Source organism: Rahnella sp. Larv3_ips, assembly GCF_003697865.1.
GTDB lineage: Bacteria > Pseudomonadota > Gammaproteobacteria > Enterobacterales > Enterobacteriaceae > Rahnella > Rahnella rivi.
Window position 1 is genome coordinate 50,355 of record NZ_MJIB01000004.1, and the last position, 20,124, is coordinate 70,478.

18 protein-coding genes are annotated in these 20,124 nt (G+C 56.2%); 12 read left to right on the plus strand and 6 right to left on the minus strand.

The window, feature by feature from the left end; genetic code table 11:
- Positions 1-144 precede the first annotated feature (144 nt).
- The 5 genes from ED901_RS02715 to ED901_RS02735 all read left to right on the plus strand — a co-directional run bounded on the left by ED901_RS02715 (position 145) and on the right by ED901_RS02735 (position 6,333).
- Positions 145-819 (plus strand): heavy metal response regulator transcription factor, encoded by a 675-nt coding sequence (locus ED901_RS02715; protein WP_122094663.1) that lies wholly within the window; start codon positions 145-147, stop codon positions 817-819.
- Positions 812-2,248 (plus strand): heavy metal sensor histidine kinase, encoded by a 1,437-nt coding sequence (locus ED901_RS02720; protein WP_240993865.1) that lies wholly within the window; start codon positions 812-814, stop codon positions 2,246-2,248. Before ED901_RS02715 ends, ED901_RS02720 begins: the two co-directional genes overlap by 8 nt.
- Before the next feature lie 233 nt (positions 2,249-2,481).
- Positions 2,482-4,158, plus strand: a complete 1,677-nt coding sequence (eptB, locus tag ED901_RS02725) for a kdo(2)-lipid A phosphoethanolamine 7''-transferase (RefSeq protein ID WP_122094665.1) — start codon at positions 2,482-2,484, stop codon at positions 4,156-4,158.
- A 145-nt stretch (positions 4,159-4,303) separates the two neighbouring features.
- Positions 4,304-5,416 carry an endonuclease/exonuclease/phosphatase family protein gene (locus ED901_RS02730; protein WP_122094667.1) on the plus strand — a complete coding sequence of 371 codons (1,113 nt, stop codon included), beginning with the start codon at positions 4,304-4,306 and terminating at the stop codon, positions 5,414-5,416.
- Positions 5,417-5,418: 2 nt separating this feature from the next.
- Complete coding sequence (locus ED901_RS02735; RefSeq protein ID WP_122094669.1) at positions 5,419-6,333, plus strand: LysR substrate-binding domain-containing protein; 915 nt, start codon at positions 5,419-5,421, stop codon at positions 6,331-6,333.
- 20 nt (positions 6,334-6,353) lie between these two features.
- Here ED901_RS02735 and leuD read toward each other — a convergent pair whose 3' ends face one another.
- The gene (gene leuD / locus ED901_RS02740) at positions 6,354-6,962 is read right to left on the minus strand and encodes a 3-isopropylmalate dehydratase small subunit (RefSeq protein ID WP_122094671.1); all 609 of its coding nucleotides are present in this window, start codon (positions 6,960-6,962) and stop codon (positions 6,354-6,356) included.
- A 9-nt stretch (positions 6,963-6,971) separates the two neighbouring features.
- Positions 6,972-8,378 carry a 3-isopropylmalate dehydratase large subunit gene (leuC, locus tag ED901_RS02745; protein ID WP_122094673.1) on the minus strand — a complete coding sequence of 469 codons (1,407 nt, stop codon included), beginning with the start codon at positions 8,376-8,378 and terminating at the stop codon, positions 6,972-6,974.
- A gap of 170 nt (positions 8,379-8,548) precedes the next feature.
- Here leuC and ED901_RS02750 point away from each other — a divergent pair, with 170 nt between their 5' ends.
- The gene (locus tag ED901_RS02750; RefSeq protein WP_122094675.1) at positions 8,549-9,424 is read left to right on the plus strand and encodes an alpha/beta fold hydrolase; all 876 of its coding nucleotides are present in this window, start codon (positions 8,549-8,551) and stop codon (positions 9,422-9,424) included.
- A gap of 63 nt (positions 9,425-9,487) precedes the next feature.
- On the opposite strand, the gene ED901_RS02755 is transcribed toward ED901_RS02750, so the two are convergent.
- On the minus strand, positions 9,488-11,542 hold the full coding sequence (locus ED901_RS02755) for a choline transporter (protein WP_122094677.1): 2,055 nt from the start codon (positions 11,540-11,542) through the stop codon (positions 9,488-9,490).
- Between the two features lie 236 nt (positions 11,543-11,778).
- On the opposite strand from ED901_RS02755, the gene betI reads away from it, so the two are divergent.
- From betI to ED901_RS02775, 4 genes are all read left to right on the plus strand, one after another.
- Complete coding sequence (gene betI / locus ED901_RS02760) at positions 11,779-12,360, plus strand: transcriptional regulator BetI (protein WP_122094679.1); 582 nt, start codon at positions 11,779-11,781, stop codon at positions 12,358-12,360.
- A 44-nt stretch (positions 12,361-12,404) separates the two neighbouring features.
- Positions 12,405-13,874 carry a betaine-aldehyde dehydrogenase gene (betB, locus tag ED901_RS02765; protein WP_122094680.1) on the plus strand — a complete coding sequence of 490 codons (1,470 nt, stop codon included), beginning with the start codon at positions 12,405-12,407 and terminating at the stop codon, positions 13,872-13,874.
- Positions 13,875-13,898: 24 nt separating this feature from the next.
- A complete protein-coding gene (betA, locus tag ED901_RS02770; protein ID WP_122094682.1) occupies positions 13,899-15,584 on the plus strand; it encodes a choline dehydrogenase in 1,686 nt (561 codons plus the stop codon).
- An 89-nt stretch (positions 15,585-15,673) separates the two neighbouring features.
- Positions 15,674-16,135, plus strand: a complete 462-nt coding sequence (locus ED901_RS02775) for a GNAT family N-acetyltransferase (protein ID WP_122094684.1) — start codon at positions 15,674-15,676, stop codon at positions 16,133-16,135.
- Between the two features lie 1,022 nt (positions 16,136-17,157).
- Here ED901_RS02775 and ED901_RS02780 read toward each other — a convergent pair.
- Entirely contained in the window at positions 17,158-18,087 is a 930-nt protein-coding gene (locus tag ED901_RS02780) for a LysR family transcriptional regulator (protein ID WP_122095602.1), read from the minus strand.
- 102 nt (positions 18,088-18,189) lie between these two features.
- On the opposite strand from ED901_RS02780, the gene ED901_RS02785 reads away from it, so the two are divergent.
- Together ED901_RS02785 and ED901_RS02790 are read left to right on the plus strand one after the other, a co-directional pair.
- Positions 18,190-18,624 carry a DMT family transporter gene (locus ED901_RS02785; protein ID WP_122094686.1) on the plus strand — a complete coding sequence of 145 codons (435 nt, stop codon included), beginning with the start codon at positions 18,190-18,192 and terminating at the stop codon, positions 18,622-18,624.
- 3 nt (positions 18,625-18,627) lie between these two features.
- Positions 18,628-19,080 carry a DMT family transporter gene (locus tag ED901_RS02790; protein WP_056769150.1) on the plus strand — a complete coding sequence of 151 codons (453 nt, stop codon included), beginning with the start codon at positions 18,628-18,630 and terminating at the stop codon, positions 19,078-19,080.
- Between the two features lie 23 nt (positions 19,081-19,103).
- On the opposite strand, the gene ED901_RS02795 is transcribed toward ED901_RS02790, so the two are convergent.
- The gene (locus ED901_RS02795) at positions 19,104-19,562 is read right to left on the minus strand and encodes an RES family NAD+ phosphorylase (RefSeq protein ID WP_122094688.1); all 459 of its coding nucleotides are present in this window, start codon (positions 19,560-19,562) and stop codon (positions 19,104-19,106) included.
- Complete coding sequence (locus tag ED901_RS02800; RefSeq protein WP_122094690.1) at positions 19,559-20,020, minus strand: antitoxin Xre/MbcA/ParS toxin-binding domain-containing protein; 462 nt, start codon at positions 20,018-20,020, stop codon at positions 19,559-19,561. The genes ED901_RS02795 and ED901_RS02800 overlap by 4 nt, the downstream gene beginning before the upstream one ends.
- Positions 20,021-20,124 lie beyond the last annotated feature (104 nt).

Consider the following 20,124-nt stretch of genomic DNA (forward strand, 5'->3'; position numbering starts at 1 on the left):
TGACTTCATTAAGAGTGGACGATAAACCGGGATTGGCAGATGACAAGTTGATGACAAAATTGTCATCAAAGGTGTCTGACGAAACTGATAAACTTCCCAGGAATCATTCTTTGGGTGAATGGTCATGCGGCGCTGAGGGCCTGAATGCGGATACTGGTGATAGAAGATGATGTCAGCACAGGCGATTACCTGAAAAAAGGGCTGACCGAAGCGGGTTACAGCGTGGATCTGGCGCGTAACGGCGCAGACGGGCTGTTTCTGGCGCTCGAGGACGGTTACGACGCGGTGATCCTTGACGTCATGCTGCCGGGGCTTGATGGCTGGCAGGTGATGGAAGTGCTGCGTAAAAAAAGCGACGTGCCGGTGCTGTTCCTGACCGCACGCGACGAAGTGCAGGATCGCATTCACGGTCTGGAGTTGGGCGCAGACGATTACCTCATCAAACCTTTCTCCTTCACCGAACTGGTGCTGCGTATTCGCACGCTGCTGCGCCGTCCCGCCGCCCGTGAGCCGGATATCTACAGCGTCGCCGATCTCAATCTCGATCTGCTTCGCCGCCGCGTCACCCGTCAGGATCAGATCATCGCGCTGACCAACAAAGAATTTATGCTGCTGCATTTGCTGATGCGCCGCGAAGGCGAAGTGCTGTCGCGCACCATGATCGCTTCTCAGGTGTGGGATATGAATTTTGACAGCGACACCAACGTGGTGGATGTGGCCATCAAACGCCTGCGCGCCAAAATCGACCGCGCCTTTGAGGTCAAACTGATCCATACCGTGCGCGGCATCGGCTATGTCTGCGAAGTGCGCCATGACTGAATTTGCTGCGAAATCAACACCACAACGCGCGATGTCCCTGACGCTGCGGGCCACGCTGCTGTTTGCGCTGTTAGCCTCTCTGGTGGTGAGCGCCGTCGGGGTGTACCTCTATTACTCGCTGGAAAAAGAGCTGGTGCGCCGCGCCGATTATCAGGTCAGCGGGCGCGTGCAGTATTTTCGTCATTTGCTGGCGAGCGAATTTCCGCTGTCACAGCTCAGCCACAACCCCGGCCTGTTCGAAAATATGCTCGGCAACGAGCGCGATATTCTGACCTTCCGCCTCAGCGGGCAGCCCGCGCTGATTAACGTCAATCCCTCGCGTTTACAGTTACCGGTAGTGGCACCGGTGCCGGACGGCCAGCCGTTAACCCTTGGCACCGTGCACAGCCTCTCTGCGCCCGACGGCACGCCGGTGCGCTTCGCCCGTGCCGCCGTCAGAATGCAGGATGGCAGCACGGTGGAGATCACCGCGGCGCACTTCATGACCGGCGAAGCGCGGATGCTGTCAACGTTCCGCTGGCAGATAACCGGCGCAGTGCTGTTTGCCTATTTTCTGATTGCCGCGCTGGGCTATGGCGTCATCCGCCGGGGGCTGCGCCCGCTGCGGCATATGGCGCAGGAGGCAACGAAAATTCATCCGGCCAGTTTATCCACCCGTCTGAGCAGTGAAAATGCGCCGCAGGAATTGCAGCAGTTGATCTTTTCCTTTAACGACATGCTGGAGAGGCTGGCGGAAGGTTATCAGCGCCTGACGCAGTTCTCCGCCGATCTGGCGCATGAGATCCGCACGCCGGTGGGCGCGCTGATGGGGCATTGTCAGGTGGCGCTGTATCAGCCGCGCAGCACCGAGGAATATGAAACGCTGCTGGCGAACAACATGGAAGAGCTGGAGCGTATTTCACGCATGGTGGAAAACATTCTGTTCCTGGCGCGCGCCACCGATGCGCGTTCGGTGTTGACCCTCACCAGTATTGATGTGTCGGCGGAAATGACCCGTATTCAGGAGTATTTCGAAGGACTGGCGGAAGAGCGCGAGATGACGTTGCACAGCGCAGGCGAGGGGATTGTTTACGCCGATGCCATTTTGTTCCAGCGTGCGCTCAGTAATCTGGTCGCCAATGCCGTGCGCTATGCGCATCAGGGAACGGCAATCTGCGTGCGCGCTGAGTCTCATGGGAAAGGCATGGATATCCATGTGATAAGCCAGGGTGACCCGATCCCGCCTGAAAAACTCGGCAAACTGTTTGACCGTTTCTATCGCGCCGATGCCTCGCGCAGCGAAGGCGGCAGCTCCAGCGGGCTGGGTTTGTCCATCGTGCAGGCCATTATGGCGCTGCATCAGGGCAGCGTCCGGGTGGTGAGTTCCGCGCAGGGGGAAACCCGCTTCACGCTCACTTTCCCGCGCGAAGAGCACAAGCTTTCTCAGTAGTTTCTCAATAAACGTAAGAAACGGGCAGCGGGTGTAAGAAAATTATCAGCATTATCTCACTGAAAGATAAAGGTTTCGTTAATCCTGTTACATTATCACATTGGAAGAAACGAATGAATTTGAACGAAAATACGCGGCCCGGAGTCTGAATAGTCCTAAGGAGTGTTTTCAATCCTCCGGTACGAGCGGTCAACATGACGTAAACAGACTCACCAAAGAGCCATTTATTACCAATGCAAAAATTACGATTACTTTCGCAACAGAGCATTTTTCTGTTCATTGCGCTTTATCTTGGGATCCTGCTTAACCTTCCGATTTTCTTCCGACGTTACTCCCAGTTGCACTATGACAATGCGTTGTCGATCGCCGTTGAAATGCTGGCCGCCTTTGCGCTGGTCTATTTCCTGTGTGTGCTGCTGTCGTTTACCGGGAAAACGGTCTTTCGCATTCTGATGAGCGTGGTGGTGATCTCCTCCGCCGCAGCCAGCTACTACATGATCCTGTTCAACGTCGATATCGGTTACGGTATTTTGGCGGCGGCACTGGCGTCAGACTCCATTGATTTATCGAAAGAATCCATCGGTACCCATTTCATCGCCTGGACGGTGCTGGTCAGCCTGATCCCGGTACTGCTGTTGTGGCTGAGCACCATGCCCGGCGCGGCATTCAGAGAAACCACCCTGAAAAAACTGGCAGTGAAAATCGTTCTGCTGGTCGTCTCCGGTTTGCTCTGTTACCTGCCGCTGCAAATGATGGGCAAAGTGCAGGATCGTCATGATCTGGTGAATAACCGCATGATGGCAAGCTACGGTGGCGTGGTGGCGGGCACTTATTCGCCGTCCAACTGGCTTTCAGCGCTGGGGCTGTATGTCTACAGCAGCTACAGCCAGGCGGAAGACACCAAAAACCTGTTCGATCCGGCCAAACACTTCACCTATAACGAACCGGCAGATGCCAAAGACATGTACGTGGTGTTTGTGATTGGTGAAAGTGCACGTCGCGATCACATGGGCCTGTATGGCTACGATCGTGATAACACGCCGAATCTCGATAAAGAGAAGAATCTTGTGGCCTTGCAGGGCTATTCCTGCGACACCGCCACCAAGCTTTCCCTGCGCTGTATGTTTGTGCGCGAGGGCGGGGCGTCTGAAGCGCCGCAGCGTACGCTCAAGGAAGCTAACGTGTTCTCCGTGCTGAAAAGCAAAGGCTGGAGCTCGGAGTTGTATTCCATGCAAAGTGAAGCCTGGTTCTACAACAAAACCCGCGCCGACGATTATTCCCTGCGTGAAAACATTGCTTCTGAGAAGCGCAACGCCGGTAAGCCGGTCGATGACATGTTGCTGATCGATGAAATGAAAGATTCGCTGAATAACCATCCGAACGGTAAACATCTGATCATCCTGCACACCAAAGGGTCGCATTATCTCTATTCCGACCGCTATCCGCGTTCATTCGCCAAATATCAGCCGGAATGCATGGGCATTGATGACTCCTGTTCTACCCAGGAGATGATCAACGCCTACGACAACTCACTGCTGTATACCGATTATTTCCTGTCGCAGGTGTTTGACCAGTTGCGCGATAAAAACGCCATCGTGTTCTACGCATCCGATCACGGCGAGTCGATTTCAAAAAGTATGCACTTCCACGGCACACCGCGTGATCACGCGCCACCTGAGCAGCGTACCGTGCCGATTATGGTCTGGGCGTCGGACAAATTCCTCGCCAACGATCAGAACAGAGCCGGTTTCGAACAGCTGCAAAAAATGGCTGCGCAGAAGAAGCCTGCTTTCCATGAAAAACTGTATGACACCCTGCTCGGCTGTATCGGCTACACGTCTCCGGACGGCGGGATTGTCCAGCAGCATAACTGGTGCCACGTAGCCGATCAGGCTGCACCGGCAAAATAACCCTCGCCCGACGTCGCCATCTTTTTCTTCAACCAGAAAAGGTGGCGACATCCTTCTGGTCGTTCCTCGTTTTTTAAGTCACAATCGCTTAACAAGGTATTGAGAGTATTCTCTTCTGCTATTTTTTTATCAGGGCTGATGACCGATGGAAGCACTTCGAATTACAGTTTGCGTACTGACGGTCATAATGACCCTTCTGACGCTGCTGCCCCTCTCCCGCAATCAACACTGGTGGGTGCGGGTATGGGATTTCCCCCGCCTGCAAATGGCGTCTTTATGTTTACTTTTCCTGCTGACTGAGCTGTATATTCTGCCGTTTGGCGGCGTGCTCTCGACCATCACCATCGTGCTGACGGTGGCCTGCATGCTCTATCAGAGCTGGTGGATTTTGCCCTATACGCGCCTGCATCCGGTGCAGGTCAAAAAAGTCGCGCCGAACGGGCATTCCCGCATCAAAATTATCAACAGCAACGTGCTGACCACCAACCGTCAGGCCGGTAAATTACTGAGCCTTATCCAGCAAAATAAGCCCGATATCGTGGTCCTGCTGGAAACGGATCAGTGGTGGGAAGATCAGATGGCACCGCTTGAGCCGGATTACCCGCACAGCCTGCGCTGCCCGCTGGATAATCTCTACGGCATGCACGTTTACTCGCGCCTGCCGCTGCACGATGCACAGATTCAGTATCTGGTGGCCGACGATATTCCGTCGATGCATTTTCGCGCCGAACTGGCCTCCGGGGAACAGGTCGTGCTGCACTGCCTGCATCCGATGCCGCCAAGCCCGACCGAAGCCGATGAATCCACTGACCGCGACGGTGAGCTTATCGCCGTCGGGCACACCGCGGCCAAAGCGACCTACCCGACCATTGTGACCGGCGACCTGAACGACGTCGCATGGTCGCGTACCACGCGCCTGTTCATGAAAGTCAGCGGTCTGCTCGATCCGCGTCGTGGCCGTGGCATGTACAACACGTTCCACGCCAGTTATCCGTTCCTGCGCTGGCCGCTGGATCACGTTTTCCACAGTAAACATTTCACGCTCATCGGCCTGCAACGCCTCGGATTCATGGGCTCGGATCACTTTCCCATCATGGTCGAACTGGCGCTGACGCCTCAGGAAGGGCAGGATCAGGAATCGCTGGAAATCGATAATGAAGACATTGAAGAAGCCGAGGAAAAAATGCAGATCGCGGGTGTGAAAACCAGCGACGTGCACAGGGCGGAAAAACTGAACCAGCCGGTCTTCGGTCTGTAATCATGACCAGCGAACGTGCGCGTTTGCCACTGGCCGAAGACTTACGGGTTTTTCTGGCGGTCGTGAATAAGCAGAGTTTTGCTGCCGCCGCCACGGAGCTCGGGCAGTCTCCGGCCTATGTCAGCAAACGCATTCAGATCCTCGAAGAGACGCTGAATTGCCGTTTGCTGCACCGTTCGACCCGCGGCGTACGGCTGACCGAAGACGGCGAACGCACGCAGCGCTGGGCACTGCAAATCCTCGATACGTTTGATCACTTCATCGGCGACCTGTCGGATTCGCGCAGTGAAGCGCGCGGCAACGTGCATATCTGCAGCTCGTTCGGTTTCGGACGCTGTCATGTGGCGCCGGCAGTGGCCGAGCTGGCCGAGCGTTATCCGCAACTGAATCTCCGCCTTGATCTGTTTGACCGCGTGGTCGACCTGGTTGCAGAAGGTATTGATCTGGAAATTCTGGTGGGCGATGACATTCCGGAGCAGCACATCGGTAAAAAACTGGCCGAGCATCAGCGGATCCTCTGCGCATCCCCGGAGTATCTGGCCGCCCACGGTGAGCCGGATTCGCCGGAAGCGCTCGCACAGCATCAGTGTCTGGTGCTCAAAGAGCGCGACAATCCTTTCGGACTCTGGTCGCTGACCGCAGAAGGCGAGGAGCACCGGGTCAGGGTGAAAGGGGCGCTGTCGTCTAACAGTGGCGAAGTGGTGTTGCAGTGGGCGCTCCGCCACCACGGCATCATTTTGCGCTCGGAGTGGGACGTGCAGCCTTACATTGCGCGGGGCGAGCTGGTACAGGTGTTACCGCAATTCTCCCAGCCCGCCAGCGTCTGGGCGGTGTACCCCACGCGGCTGGCGGACTCAGCAAAATTGCGGGTGTGCGTTGAGTTTCTGCATCAGCGTTTCAGCCAGTTACTGAGCTGAAGCCGTTTACCTGGTTAGCGTTAAGCCAGCCACGGATTGCGCTGCAAATGCCCTTGCTGAAACTCACGGATGTCATCGCCATATTGCAGCGTGGTGCCGATAGCATCCAGCCCGTTGAGCAGCGAAACCTTACTCAGCTCATCGATAGCAAAATCAATCACTTCACCGTTTTGCAGGCCAATCCGTTGCGCCGGCAGATCCAGGGTAATTTTGTTTTTGTCGCCGTGAACCACTTCCAGCGCAATCTGCGCCCACTGCTTGGGATCCAGCTGTACCGTCAGCACGCCGTTACGCTGACAGTTATCGAAGAAAATCCCCGCAAACGTCGTGCCGATCAGCGCCCGGATCCCGAGCTGTTTCAGCCCCCACACCGCATGTTCACGGCTGGAGCCGCAGCCGAAATTCGGCCCGACCAGTAAGAATTTGGCATTCTGCCACTCAGGCTGATTGAGGATAAACGCCGGATCGGGCGAACCGTCCGCCAGGAAACGCAAATCGAAAAATACCCCGCGATCCAGCCCGTTGCGGTCGATGCCCTTGAGAAACTGTTTCGGCATGATCACATCGGTATCTACGTTCGCCGCAGGCAACGGCGCGGCAATACCGGTCAGTACGTTAAATGCTTCCATGATTTCTCCTTACAGGTCACGGACATCGGTCAGATGGCCGCAAATGGCCGCCGCAGCCACCATCGCCGGGCTCATCAGGTGGGTACGTGCGCCCGCGCCCTGACGGCCTTCAAAATTACGGTTTGTGCTGGATGCGCAGCGGTCGCCGGGGGCGAGCACGTCGTCGTTCATCGCCAGACACATAGAGCACCCCGATTGCCGCCATTCGAAACCGGCCTGAATAAATATGTCTGCCAGACCTTCCTGCTCAGCCTGCGCGCGCACCTGGCTGGAGCCGGGCACGATCATTGCGCGTACGGTCGGTGCGACAGTTTTCCCGCGAACCACTTCGGCGGCAGCGCGTAAATCCTCGATGCGCGCATTAGTGCAGGAACCGATAAACGCATGGCTGATGCGGATGCTGTTCAGCGCCTGACCGGCGCGCAGCCCCATGTACTGCAACGCACGCTGTAAATCCTTGCGGCGTGAGGCATCTGATTCTGCCAGCGGATCCGGTACCTGGCCGTGAATCGCCTGCGCCTGATCGGGGCTGGTGCCCCAGCTGACCATCGGCGCAATTTCTGCGGCGCTCAGTTCAACTTCGCGGTCAAACACGGCGTCCGCATCGCTGTGCAGTTCACGCCAGACATTCACGGCATCCGTCCATTGCTGGCCTTTCGGCGCACGCGGTTTGTCTTTCAGGTAATCAAACACTTTGTCGTCGGGTGCCATAAACGCCCCGCGCGCCCCGGCTTCAACGGCCATATTGCATATCGTCATGCGGCCTTCCACGCTCAGCATGTCGATGCCCTGACCGCAGAATTCGATGGCATAACCGGTCGCGCCCGCCGCGCCGATTTTTGCCACCAGCGCCATCACCACGTCTTTGGCGGTGATGCCGGTTTTCAGTTCACCGCTGACGGTGACACGCATCGTTTTCAGGCGTTTATAGACCAGCGTCTGCGTGGCCAGCAGGTGCTCAATTTCGGACGTGCCGATACCAAAACCAAACGCGCCTAACGCGCCGTAGGTAGTGGTGTGGCTGTCTCCGGCGGCAATCACCATGCCGGGCAAAATAAAGCCCTGTTCCGGTGCCACCACGTGTTCGATGCCCTGACGCATATCGAGAATATCAAACAGCTCAATGCCAAATTCGGCGCAGTTTTCTGCCAGATAGGACACCTGACGCGCCCCCCCGGCATCCGGCATCTGGCGGGTGCGTAACGGCGTCGTCGGGTTAACGTGATCGACCACCGCCAGCGAGGTTTCAGGCCGCCAGACGCGACGGTTCGCCTCGCGCAAACCGCTGAACGCCTGCGGGCTGGTGTATTCGTTAATCACCTGCCGGTCGATGTAAAGCAACACGTGGCCTTTATCATCCAGCGCGCGGACGCTGTGGCTGTCGATGTGTTTTTCATACAGCGTTTTTGGCTTCATTTTATTGCCCTGATAAACGTAACGGATAATGCCAGCGTCGCAACTTCGCGGTTATCGGGCAACGGCCTGAGTGTGGTGCGTCAAAACACAGATCGTAAACCGACGATCTTCATTTGTGGCCTTGTTGCTGACCGGCCAGCGGCTAAGATGGGTAAAAAAGGAGAAAACCCATGTTTGAACATTTTACCCAAGGCCGGATGGCGGTCAGCGGAACGGAGATTGCTTACCGCATCGCCGGGCAGGGCGAGCCGCTGTTATTGCTGCACGGACACCCGCAAACCCAGGCGATCTGGCATAACGTCGCGCCGCACCTCACTTCTCAGTTCACCGTGGTGCTGGCTGATTTACGCGGTTACGGCGACAGCGGTAAACCCGAACCGGACGCGGAGCATCTGCGTTACAGCAAGCGCGAAATGGCGCAGGACCAGCTCGAGCTGATGGCCGCGCTCGGTTTCAGCCAGTTCAGCGTGATCGCCCACGACCGCGGAGCGCGGGTCGCACACCGGCTGGCGCTCGATCATCCGCAGGCAGTGAAGCGGATGGTGCTGATGGACATCGCGCCGACGCTTGCGATGTATCAGCAAACCAGCGAGGCCTTTGCGCGCGCTTACTGGCACTGGTTCTTTCTGATCCGCCCGGCACCGCTGCCGGAAACCCTTATCCTGGCAGATCCTGATCTCTACCTGCGCAGCGTAATGGGCAGCCGCAGCGCCGGTATGCAACCTTTCACCGACGAAGCTTACGCAGATTATTTGCGTTGTCTGCAACTTGATGGGACGGCGCGCGGAATTTGCGAGGACTATCGGGCTTCTGCTGCGGTAGACCTGCAACATGATCAGATTGACCGGAATGCATCCCGCAAAGTGCGTTGTCCGCTGTTGATCCTGTGGGGCGAAAAAGGCACTGTCGGCACCTGTTTTGCGCCGCTGGAGGAATGGGCAAAGGTGGCGGAAGACGTTCAGGGAGAGGCGTTGCCGTGCGGGCATTATCTTGCTGAAGAACAACCGCAACTGTTGCTGGAGAAAGTGCTGCCGTTTCTTCGCTGACGTGCCGGATGTTCTGACGCGTATAAAAAAACCCGCATTGCGCGGGTTTTTTGTGAGCTCAGATTATACCGGTTGTTCCGGGAAGGTGAGGGTGTTACCCGGCGCTTCACGGTTGATGTGCAGGAAGTTCAGATGACGTTCGTACTGATCAAGAATGTCATTGATCACCTGATGTTTGGTGAAGTCCATCAGGTCATTACCCTGCGTGCCTTCCAGCAGGAAGGTTTCCAGACGGTAATAATGCGATTTACCGGCGCGTGCGCGATAGGTAAAGGCGGGAACCGCATAGCGCACCGGCCAGATCTGATAGACAAAGTTTTGCTCTTCGCCCAGCGCGACCTGCAATTCCAGCGGCCCGATTTTCTCGTCTTCCTGAGGCTCGTGCTCGTTAAAGGTCACTTTTGCCCCGCGCAGTTCCAGTTCCTGCGCCACTTCCTGCATCGCAGGGCGGCACACGTTATCCATCATTTTCTGGGTATGGCGCGTGCCCGGATAATTCATCACCCGTGACAGACGCTGTTTCCAGTTCAGCGCGGCGTCACTGGTTGCGGGCAGCGGAGCCATTGTCTGCTGGCTGCTGGCGCGGCGGTAATCTTCCAGGCGCAGTGATTTATACAAGCCGGCCATGATGAAGAAGATCACAAAACTGAACGGCAGCCCCATGATCACCGTGGTGTTTTGCAGCGCGGAAACCCCGTCGGTCATCAGCATGCCCAGCGTCAGCACGCCGATGGTGACCGACCAGAAGATCCGCAGCCAGTTAGGGGCATCGTTATTAATGTCAGCCAGTTTTGAGGTGAAATTCCCCAGCACCAGCGAGCCGGAATCCGCCGACGTGACATAAAACAGCAGGCCGGTGATGGTGGCGACAGAAGCACTCAGGGTAAAGCCCGGATACTGCGCCAGCAGGCTGTAAACGCCGCGCTCAGGGTGCGCAATCACCTCGTTGGCGAAATCCAGATTGCCATGCAGGATCTGGTACAACGCGCTGTTACCGAAAATCGACAGCCACAGCAGGGTGAAGACAAACGGGATGATCAGCGTGCCGAGCACGAACTGACGGATGGTGCGCCCGCGCGAAATACGCGCCAGGAACAGGCCGACAAACGGCGACCAGGCCACCCACCAGGCCCAGAAGAACAAGGTCCAGCTGTTCATCCATTCGGTCGGGCGGTCAAAGGCAAAGGTGTTGAGCGTCATGCCCATAAAGCGGTTGATGTAATCGCCGATATTGAGCACCAGCGCATTAAGCAGGAATTCGGTATTGCCGAAGAACAGCAGGAACAGAATCAGCCCCAGCGCCAGCAGCACGTTGAGTTCCGACAGAATACGGATGCCTTTGTTCACGCCGGAGGTGACCGACACCGTCGCCATAATCACCGAAAGCAGGATCAGTGCCGCCTGAACGGTCAGGTTTTCCGGGATCTGGAACAGCACTTTCAGCCCGTAATTCAGCTGAACCACGCCGATACCGAGCGTGGTGGCGATACCAAAAATGGTGCCGACCACGGCAGCGATATCCACGCTGTGGCCGATAGGCCCGTTAATGCGTTTGCCGAAAATAGGGTACAGCGCCGAACGGATGGTCAGCGGCAGGTTATAGCGGTAGCTGAAATAGCCGAGCGCAATCCCCATCAGCGCGTACATCGCCCAGCCAGTCAGGCCGTAGTGGAACAGCGTCCAGGTCATTGCCTGCCGCGCCGCTTCCAGCGTTTGCCCGTTGCCTTCCGGCGGCAGCATGTATTGCGTCACCGGTTCGGCGACCGAGAAGAACATCAGGTCGATACCGATCCCGGCGGCAAACAGCATGGCCGCCCAGCTCATCATGCTGAATTCGGGTTTGGATTGTTCAGGACCGAGTTTGATCGAGCCGAAGCGCGAGCAGGCAATGAACACTACAAACACGATGTACAGCGTCGCCGCCAGCATGTAATACCAGCCGAAGGTGGCGGATACCCAGTTAAGGGTCAGGCTTATCCATTTTCCGGAAAAATCGGTGAAGAAAATGGTCATTAATGTGAAGGCTAAAATCAGACCGGCGGAGGTGAAGAACACCACCTTGTTCAGCTGGTCCCGAGGTTTCTCAGCATGTTTTTCTGTCGTATCGGCAGTCGCCATGTTTTCCCCTGATGTGTTAATTACTTTCTAATTTTCAATAAAATAGATGCTACTTCATCTCAAAATTCATACAAATTACTAACGTATTGGTAATAAAATATATGCATTTTTAATTGAACGTTCAATCAAAAAAAAGTTAAATAGGTGACGTCAGAGCGTTAACAAGGTTGAGCGACAGCGTAAAAAAAAGGTTTTTTAAGCGCGTTTCAACCCGCTCATTTTCAGGAGCCGGAACCATGCCCAAAGTAGGAATGCAGCCCATAAGACGGCAGCAATTGATTGAGGCAACCCTGGCAGCGGTGAACGAAGTCGGCATGCACGATGCCTCGATTTCGCAAATCGCCCGCCGGGCTGGCGTCTCCAACGGCATCATCAGTCACTACTTTCGTGACAAGAATGGGCTGCTGGAAGCGACCATGCGTTATTTGCTCAGTCATCTGGGGGAAGGGGTGCAGTTGCGGTTATCGCAGCTGACGGATACCGCACCGACGGCGCGGCTGCATGCGATTGCAGAAGCCAATTTTGACGACAGTCAGACCAACAGCGCGGCGATGAAAACCTGGCTGGCCTTCTGGGCGAGCAGTATGCATCACCCGCAGTTGTACCGGCTGCAACAGGTCAACAGCCGCCGGCTCTATTCAAATTTATGTTCTGAATTCAGACGTTTTCTGCCGAAAAAAGAGGCGCGTCTTGCGGCACAAAGCACTGCCGCACTGATTGATGGCCTGTGGCTGCGCGGCGCACTCAGCGGTAAAGAGTTCAACCGCGCCGAGGCGATGCAAATCACCCGCCGCCACATTGAATCACAGCTCACCTGAGCACAGCAGAAAACTTTCAGACCGCACAGACCGAGGAGAGATGTATGTCCCGCTACGGCAAGCAAAAACTTTATATCAACGGGCGTTTTCAGGACAGCACCGGTGATGAAACCTTCGATGCAGTGAACCCGGCCAACGGCGAGGTGATTGCGACCCTGCCATCCGCCACGCAGGAAGATGTCGATCTGGCGGTGAAATCCGCGCAGAAAGGCCAGAAAGTCTGGGCAGCGATGACCGCCATGAGCCGCTCGCGCATCTTGCGCCGCGCCGTGGACATTCTGCGTGAGCGTAACGACGAACTGGCGGCCATCGAAACCGCCGACACCGGTAAACCGCTGTCTGAAACGCTGGCCGTCGATATCGTGACCGGCGCGGATGTGCTGGAGTATTACGCAGGCCTGATCCCGGCGATTGAAGGCCAGCAAATTCCGCTGCGCGATTCTTCCTTCGTCTACACCCGCCGCGAGCCGCTGGGCGTGGTAGCCGGGATCGGTGCCTGGAACTACCCGATTCAGATAGCGCTGTGGAAATCCGCTCCGGCGCTGGCAGCGGGTAACGCGATGGTGTTTAAACCGAGCGAAAATACCTCACTGACCGCCCTGAAACTGGCCGAAATTTACAGCGAAGCAGGCGTGCCGGATGGCGTGTTCAGCGTGGTGACAGGTGCGGCCAGCGTCGGGCAGGCGTTAACCGATCATCCGGATATCGCTAAAGTCTCGTTCACCGGCGGCATCAAAACCGGCAAAAAAGTCATGGCCAGCGCCTCGGCTTCCACGCTGAAAGAAGTGACCATGGAACTGGGCGGCAAGTCGCCGCTGATCATCTTTGACGATGCGGATCTCGACAAAGCCGCTGACATCGCGATGATGGCGAACTTCTACAGCTCCGGCCAGGTGTGCACCAACGGCACCCGCGTGTTTGTGCCAGAAACGTTACATAAAGCCTTTGAAGCCAAAATACTGGAGCGCGTGAAACGCATCCGTGCCGGCGATCCGACTGACGAAAACGTCAACTTCGGCCCGCTGGTGAGCTTTGCGCACATGGAATCCGTGCTGCGTTACATCGAAAGCGGCAAACAGGAAGGCGCGACGCTGCTGACCGGCGGTGAGCGCATGACCGGCGGGGAATACGCCAAAGGCGCTTACGTTGCGCCGACGGTCTTTACCGACTGCCGCGATGACATGCTGATCGTCCGTGAAGAGATCTTCGGGCCGGTGATGAGCATCCTGACCTATGAAAGCGAAGAAGAAGTGATCCGCCGCGCCAATGATACCGAATACGGTCTGGCGGCCGGACTGGTGACGCAGGATCTCAACCGCGCGCACCGCGTGATCCACAAACTCGAAGCCGGGATTTGCTGGATCAACACCTGGGGCGAATCCGCCGCAGAAATGCCGGTGGGTGGCTATAAGCATTCCGGCGTCGGGCGCGAAAATGGCATCACCACGCTTGAGCATTACACCCAAATCAAATCCGTGCAGGTCGAACTGGGCGAATTCAGCTCAGTCTTTTAATCCGCCGCAACAGAGGAGATTTTAATGGATTACGATTACATCATTATCGGTGCCGGTTCTGCCGGCAACGTACTCGCCACCCGCCTGACCGAAGACAGCAGCGTGAGCGTGCTGTTACTCGAAGCCGGTGGCCCGGATTACCGTCTGGATTTCCGCACACAAATGCCTGCGGCGCTGGCGTTCCCGCTGCAGGGGCGCCGTTACAACTGGGCGTATGAAACGGACCCGGAACCGCACATGAACAACCGCCGTATGGAATGCGGGCGCGGGAAAGGTCTGGGCGGCTCATCGCTGATTAACGGCATGTGCTACATCCGCGGTAACGCGATGGATTTCGACAACTGGGCGAAAGCGCCGGGTCTGGAAGACTGGAGTTATCTGGACTGCCTGCCGTATTTCCGTAAAGCGGAAACCCGTGATATCGGCCCGAACGATTTCCATGGCGGTGAAGGCCCGGTCAGCGTCGCGACGCCAAAAAATGGCAACAATCCGTTGTTTGCAGCGATGATCGAAGCCGGTGCGCAGGCGGGCTATTCCCGTACTGACGATCTGAACGGCTACAAACAGGAAGGTTTCGGCCCGATGGACCGCACCGTGACGCCAAAAGGCCGCCGCGCCAGCACTGCCCGTGGCTATCTGGATCAGGCCAAACCGCGTGCCAATCTGACCATTGTGACGCACGCGCTGACCGACAGAATTCTTTTCGACGGCAAGCGTTCCGTGGGCGTCAGCTATTTCAAAGGCGACGATTACAACGCGAAAACGGCGAACGCGAAACGCGAAGTGCTGTTGTGCAGCGGCGCGATTGCCTCGCCGCAAATCCTGCAACGTTCCGGCGTCGGCGCGGCTGAACTGCTGAACCGTCTGGAGATCCCGCTGGTGCACGATCTGCCGGGTGTCGGTGAAAATCTGCAGGATCACCTGGAAATGTACCTGCAATACAGTTGCACCCAGCCGGTGTCTTTGTACCCGGCATTGCAGATGCATAACCAGCCCGCGATTGGGGCGGAGTGGCTGTTTAAAGGCACCGGCGTGGGGGCCAGCAATCAGTTTGAAGCGGGCGGTTTTATCCGCAGCCGTGAAGAATTTACCTGGCCGAATATTCAGTATCACTTCCTGCCGGTAGCGATCAATTACAACGGCAGCAACGCGGTGAAAGAGCACGGTTTCCAGGCACACGTCGGTTCCATGCGCTCACCAAGCCGTGGCCGTGTGCAGGTGAAATCAAAAGATCCGCGCCAGCACCCGAGCATTCTGTTCAACTACATGTCGACAGAGCAGGACTGGCATGAGTTCCGCGATGCCATCCGCATCACCCGTGAAATCATGAATCAGCCCGCGCTGGATAAATACCGTGGCCGGGAAATCAGTCCGGGCGAAAACGTGCAGACTGACGAAGAACTGGATGCGTTTATCCGCGAACATGCGGAAACCGCCTTCCATCCGTCGTGTACCTGTAAAATGGGCAGCGATGAGATGGCGGTCGTGGACGGCGAAGGGCGCGTTCACGGAATCGAAAGCCTGCGCGTGGTGGATGCGTCCATCATGCCGCAGATCATTACCGGCAACCTGAACGCGACAACCATCATGATCGCCGAAAAGATTGCCGATAAAATCCGTGGCCGTCAGTCCCTGCCGCGCAGCACCGCGGAGTATTACACCGCAGGCGATGCACCGGTTCGCACCGAGCCGATGAAAAAAACCGCCTGATAATTTGGCTGTAAAATCTATGTTAAAAAGAGATATTCTCAGGAATATCTCTTTTTTTTGGCTTTCAGAAACAGGCAGGGCACTTCTTCATGACCGACTCATCATCGCTTTACTGGCAGGATTATCATCACAGCGACCTGAACGCGGCGCAGCTTTACGCCATTCTGGCGCTGAGAACGGAAGTTTTTATCGTGGAACAAACCTGTGTTTATCAGGATATCGACGGGCAGGATCTGGCCGGTGAAAACCGGCATATCGTCGCCTGGCTGGAGGGAAAACCTGCCGCCTACGCACGGATCCTGCGCCATGCCGATGATGTGGCGATCGGGCGGGTGATTGTCGCCCCGTCAGCCCGCGGCCTGAAGCTGGGGTATCAGCTGATGGAACAGGCGCTGGCAGCCTGCCATAAACACTGGCCGGGTGCGCGCGTGGTGATCTCCGCACAGGCGCATTTACAGAGTTTCTACGGCAGGCTGGGGTTTGTGGCGAATACCGACATTTATGATGAAGATGGGATAGCGCATGTGGGGATGGTGTTGGGGGGCTTTTAGCTTTCAGCTTTTAGCATTCAGCTTTAAGGTCAACACCGTGGGTTGCCACCCACACCGGCCTTAAGGGTGGCTTATCGCCGCCACCCTTAAGAATCCCGGGCTCTTTTTACTGCGCGCTGCCGCTCGCGGGCTATGTTTCAGACACTCCTCCTATTGCCGCAAAATCCCGCCGCTGCGCGGTGCCCTCCGTTCGGGTTACAACCCGCGCAATAAGACGCGCGGTTTTCCACCTCTCCTCCGGCGTGATTTTTGAAAGCGGCCGCAGGCTTATACTGCGCAACCTTGCTATTTATTTTCCCTGAAAAGCAGAGCGGTTTTGAATTTAAGATCCTGCGGGTGATTCAGAAATCTTGCTGAACGGAGTGGCCTGAAGCCATAGGTCCCGAAGCCGCTTCGTTCAGCTGAATTTTGAGGACGCCAATCAACATTTTCTAAAAGATAAATCTGTTCTGTTCTTGAATTTAAGATCCTGCGGGCGATTCAGAAATTTTGCTGAACGGAGTGGCCTGAAGCCATAGGTCCCGAAGCCGCTCTGTTCAGCTGAATGTTGAGCACGCCAATCAACTTCTTCTAAAAGATAAATCTGTTCTTGAATTTAAGATCCTGCGGGCGATTCAGAAATGTTGCTGAACGGAGCGGCCTGAAGCCATAGGTCCCGCAGCCGCTTTGTTCAGCTGAATTTTGAGCACGCCAATCAACTTTTTCTAAAAGATAAATCTGTTCTGTTCTTGAATTTAAGCTCCTGCGGGCGATTAAGAAATCTTGCTGAACGGAGCGGCCTGAAGACCTAAGGCTTCAGGACCGAGAGAAGGCACCGCGCAGCGGCAAGATTTCCAGCCTGTCGCGGTGATACCTGAAACATAGCCAGCAGGCAGAGCGCGTGTTGAAAAAAGCGAGGGGAGTTCAGTGGGGAAAAGCCTTTCCCCTCTGGTCGGTTTCGGCGCGGTGAGTTAAGTGATCGCCGCACCTGAGAAACCGAAATATTCTCGATCTGTCTTTAAAAAAGCTTCAGTGCAACAGACTCACTCCCAGTATGCCGGGCTGCCAAATTTCTCCACCAGAAAATCAATCACTGCCCGCACTTTGATCGAGGCTTTTCGTGCATTGGGGTACAGCGCGGATATGGTCTGCGGCTCGGGCGAGGTGGATACCTGATGATCTTCCAGCACGCTGACCAGCCGCCCGTCGCGCAGGGCGTCGCCGATTAACCAGGTGGGGAATACCACCAGCCCCATGCCATCCACGGCTGCCTTTGTCAGGGTTTCCGCATTATTACTGGTCAGGACGCCGCGCAGGCTGTACGAACGCCATTCCTGTTCCGGCTGGCGGAAGTACCAGCGTTGCGAACCGGCGAATCCTTTAAACACCAGGCAGCTGTGAGCGGCTAACTCTTCCGGCGTTTGTGGTGTGCCTGTACGGGCTAGATAGGCAGGGCTGGCGGCGAGACGGAAGTTCTGCTGTCCGAGCGTGCGCGCCTGCAGGGTGGAATCTGCCATCACGCCGATTCGGATCAGCAGATCTACGCTGTCCTGTAACGGATCAATGAAATCGTCGGTCTGCATCAGCTCAATATTCAGACGCGGATAACGGGCGCTCAGCTCATGCAGCCAGGGGGCGATATGCCGCTGGCCAAAAACCACCGGCGCATTGATGCGTATCAGGCCACCCGGCTCGCTGTCCTGCTCCTGCAGATCCAGTTCTGCCAGTTCAAGCTGAGCCAGTACCTGACGTGCGCGTTCAGCCAGCAATTTTCCGGATTCGGTCGGGCTGACTGCACGCGTATTCCGATACAGCAACTGGGTTTGTAATGCCTGCTCCAGTTGCGAAATGACGCGCGATACCGTCGAGGGCGACATCGCTTCGCGGCGGGCCACTTCTGAGAAATTTCCCTGGTCGAGCACCGCAACAAACAGCCGTAAAGACTGGATGTTGATCTGATTGAAACTTTTCATCTGTGCAATATCCGCAAAGGTATTTTCCTTATTGTGCTGTTTTTCGCAAAGCAGTGCCACGCTATAGTCGCCGCTTCTTAAAATAATATGAGCACACTACTAATGAATCTGATGTTAATTCCTCTGGTCGTTCTGGCGGGGATGGGGTTATCGCTGGAGGCCGGTTTGATCGGGCCGTTAGGGACGGAAGTGGGGCACCTGTGGGCCACGCTGAGTATTTTTGGGGTCGGCGCAGTGCTGACCGGATTGCTGGTGCTGTTTTTCAGCCCGCGCAATGCGCCGTCGTTTACCGAACAACCCGGCTGGACACTGCTTGGCGGCTTGCTGGGGCCGTTGTATGTCGTGGTGCTGACGCTGGCGACGCCGGTGATTGGCATCGGCATGACCATGATCGCGATTTTGTCAGGGCAGGTGGCGAAAAGCGTCTTGATCGACCATTACGGCTGGTTCGGTACGCCACATAAAAAAGTCGGCAGGGAGCGTTTACTGGCTCTGCTGTTTATCGTTGCCGCCCTTGTTCTGATTGCCTGGAGTTAACCGATGACTGAACTGATTATGATTATTCTGGCGATTGTGGCGGGGGCTGCGCTGAGTATGCAGGCGGCGGTAAACGGTCAGCTGGGTGAAAAAGTGGGCGTCCTGAAAAGTGCCTTCCTGACCTTCAGCGTGGGCGCGGCGATCACGGCTGTGCTGATCCTGTTTCTGCAAACGCCGCAGCAGGCGACGTTACTGACCGTACCGAAATGGCAGCTGGCTGGCGCACTGTTTGGCGTGCCTTACATCATCATTATGGTGACGGCAGTACCGCGAGTGGGGACGGCGGTGGCGACGGTCGCGGTAATTCTGGGGCAACTGGCGATGGGCATGCTGATTGATAACTTCGGCTGGCTGGATAATCCGTCCATCCCGTTCTCATGGCACCGTCTGGCGGCGATACCTTGTCTGGTCATCGCGCTGGCCCTGATTTATCGCAGCAACAGAAAAGCAGAGTGAGTGTCCGGCCCGCGTTGCAAAGGTTATTGCAGGCGCGGGTCAAACATCATCGGCTCACGTTGTACTGAACTCAGTAAATCCGCAAACGCAGGATGCTGCGGATTGAGCAGCACGTTGTATTCCGTCGGGACAATGACCGACGGCACTTTCAGCCCGACGTAATCACCTTCCGCCAGCCAGGCGTCACCCTGACGTTGTGTGCTGTCCGGCGGAGATGCGCTTCGCCAGTCTGCGGCCAGTTCCGACACATCCAGCCTGTCGAGCAATTCTTCCGGCACCTCAATACTCAGCAACGTGTAGGACCGCATCAGCATGCTGTTTTGTAAGTGCACCAGCATTTCCAGTATGGCCAGCGAAATGCTGGTGGTGACATAGACGACCGGCCTGCCCGGCGGATTCCAGCGCCCGCCATAAAGCTGCGCACCCGCGCCCGACCAGGCCGTAGCCAGATGGCGGTTCTGTACGATGCGAAACAGCTTCAACTGAAGACACCGTGTTGCAGACGACCAATCAGGCGGCTCACTTCCACCGCGCCCGCTTCAGAAGACAGCAACTCCAGCGGACGTGAACCGTCCAGCGCCGGCGCAGGGCGGGTGAACCACTCGAGCGCGGAGATACGATCCCCTTCGAACAAATCCGTTGCGGCATCCACAATGCGCACCAGACGCGCCACACGCTCGCTCTCTTCACTTTTCAGTAATCCGTTTCCGGCCTTACGACGCGCATAGTTGCGTTCGTTAATGCCCATTATTTCCAGTAACACCATTTTCGGCCATCCCAGCTCAGTATTAAGACGGCTAATACTATCAACCGGAAAGCCCTTTTGTATGGCGTTAACCAAACTGATTCCGCTGCTTGCGGGAAGTCCCGCAGACTGCCAGAGCGGCGTTGCAGAATCTTGCACAGAGCCTGAAGACAGCCCGGTATTTTTGATATTCATGATGTGTGCCTCCGCACCGTTATTTGTCATGATTATAGCATGACAAATAACGAATGGTCATTTTATCAGCACGGGTTTATCACCGCTTCAGGCAACTGAATGAA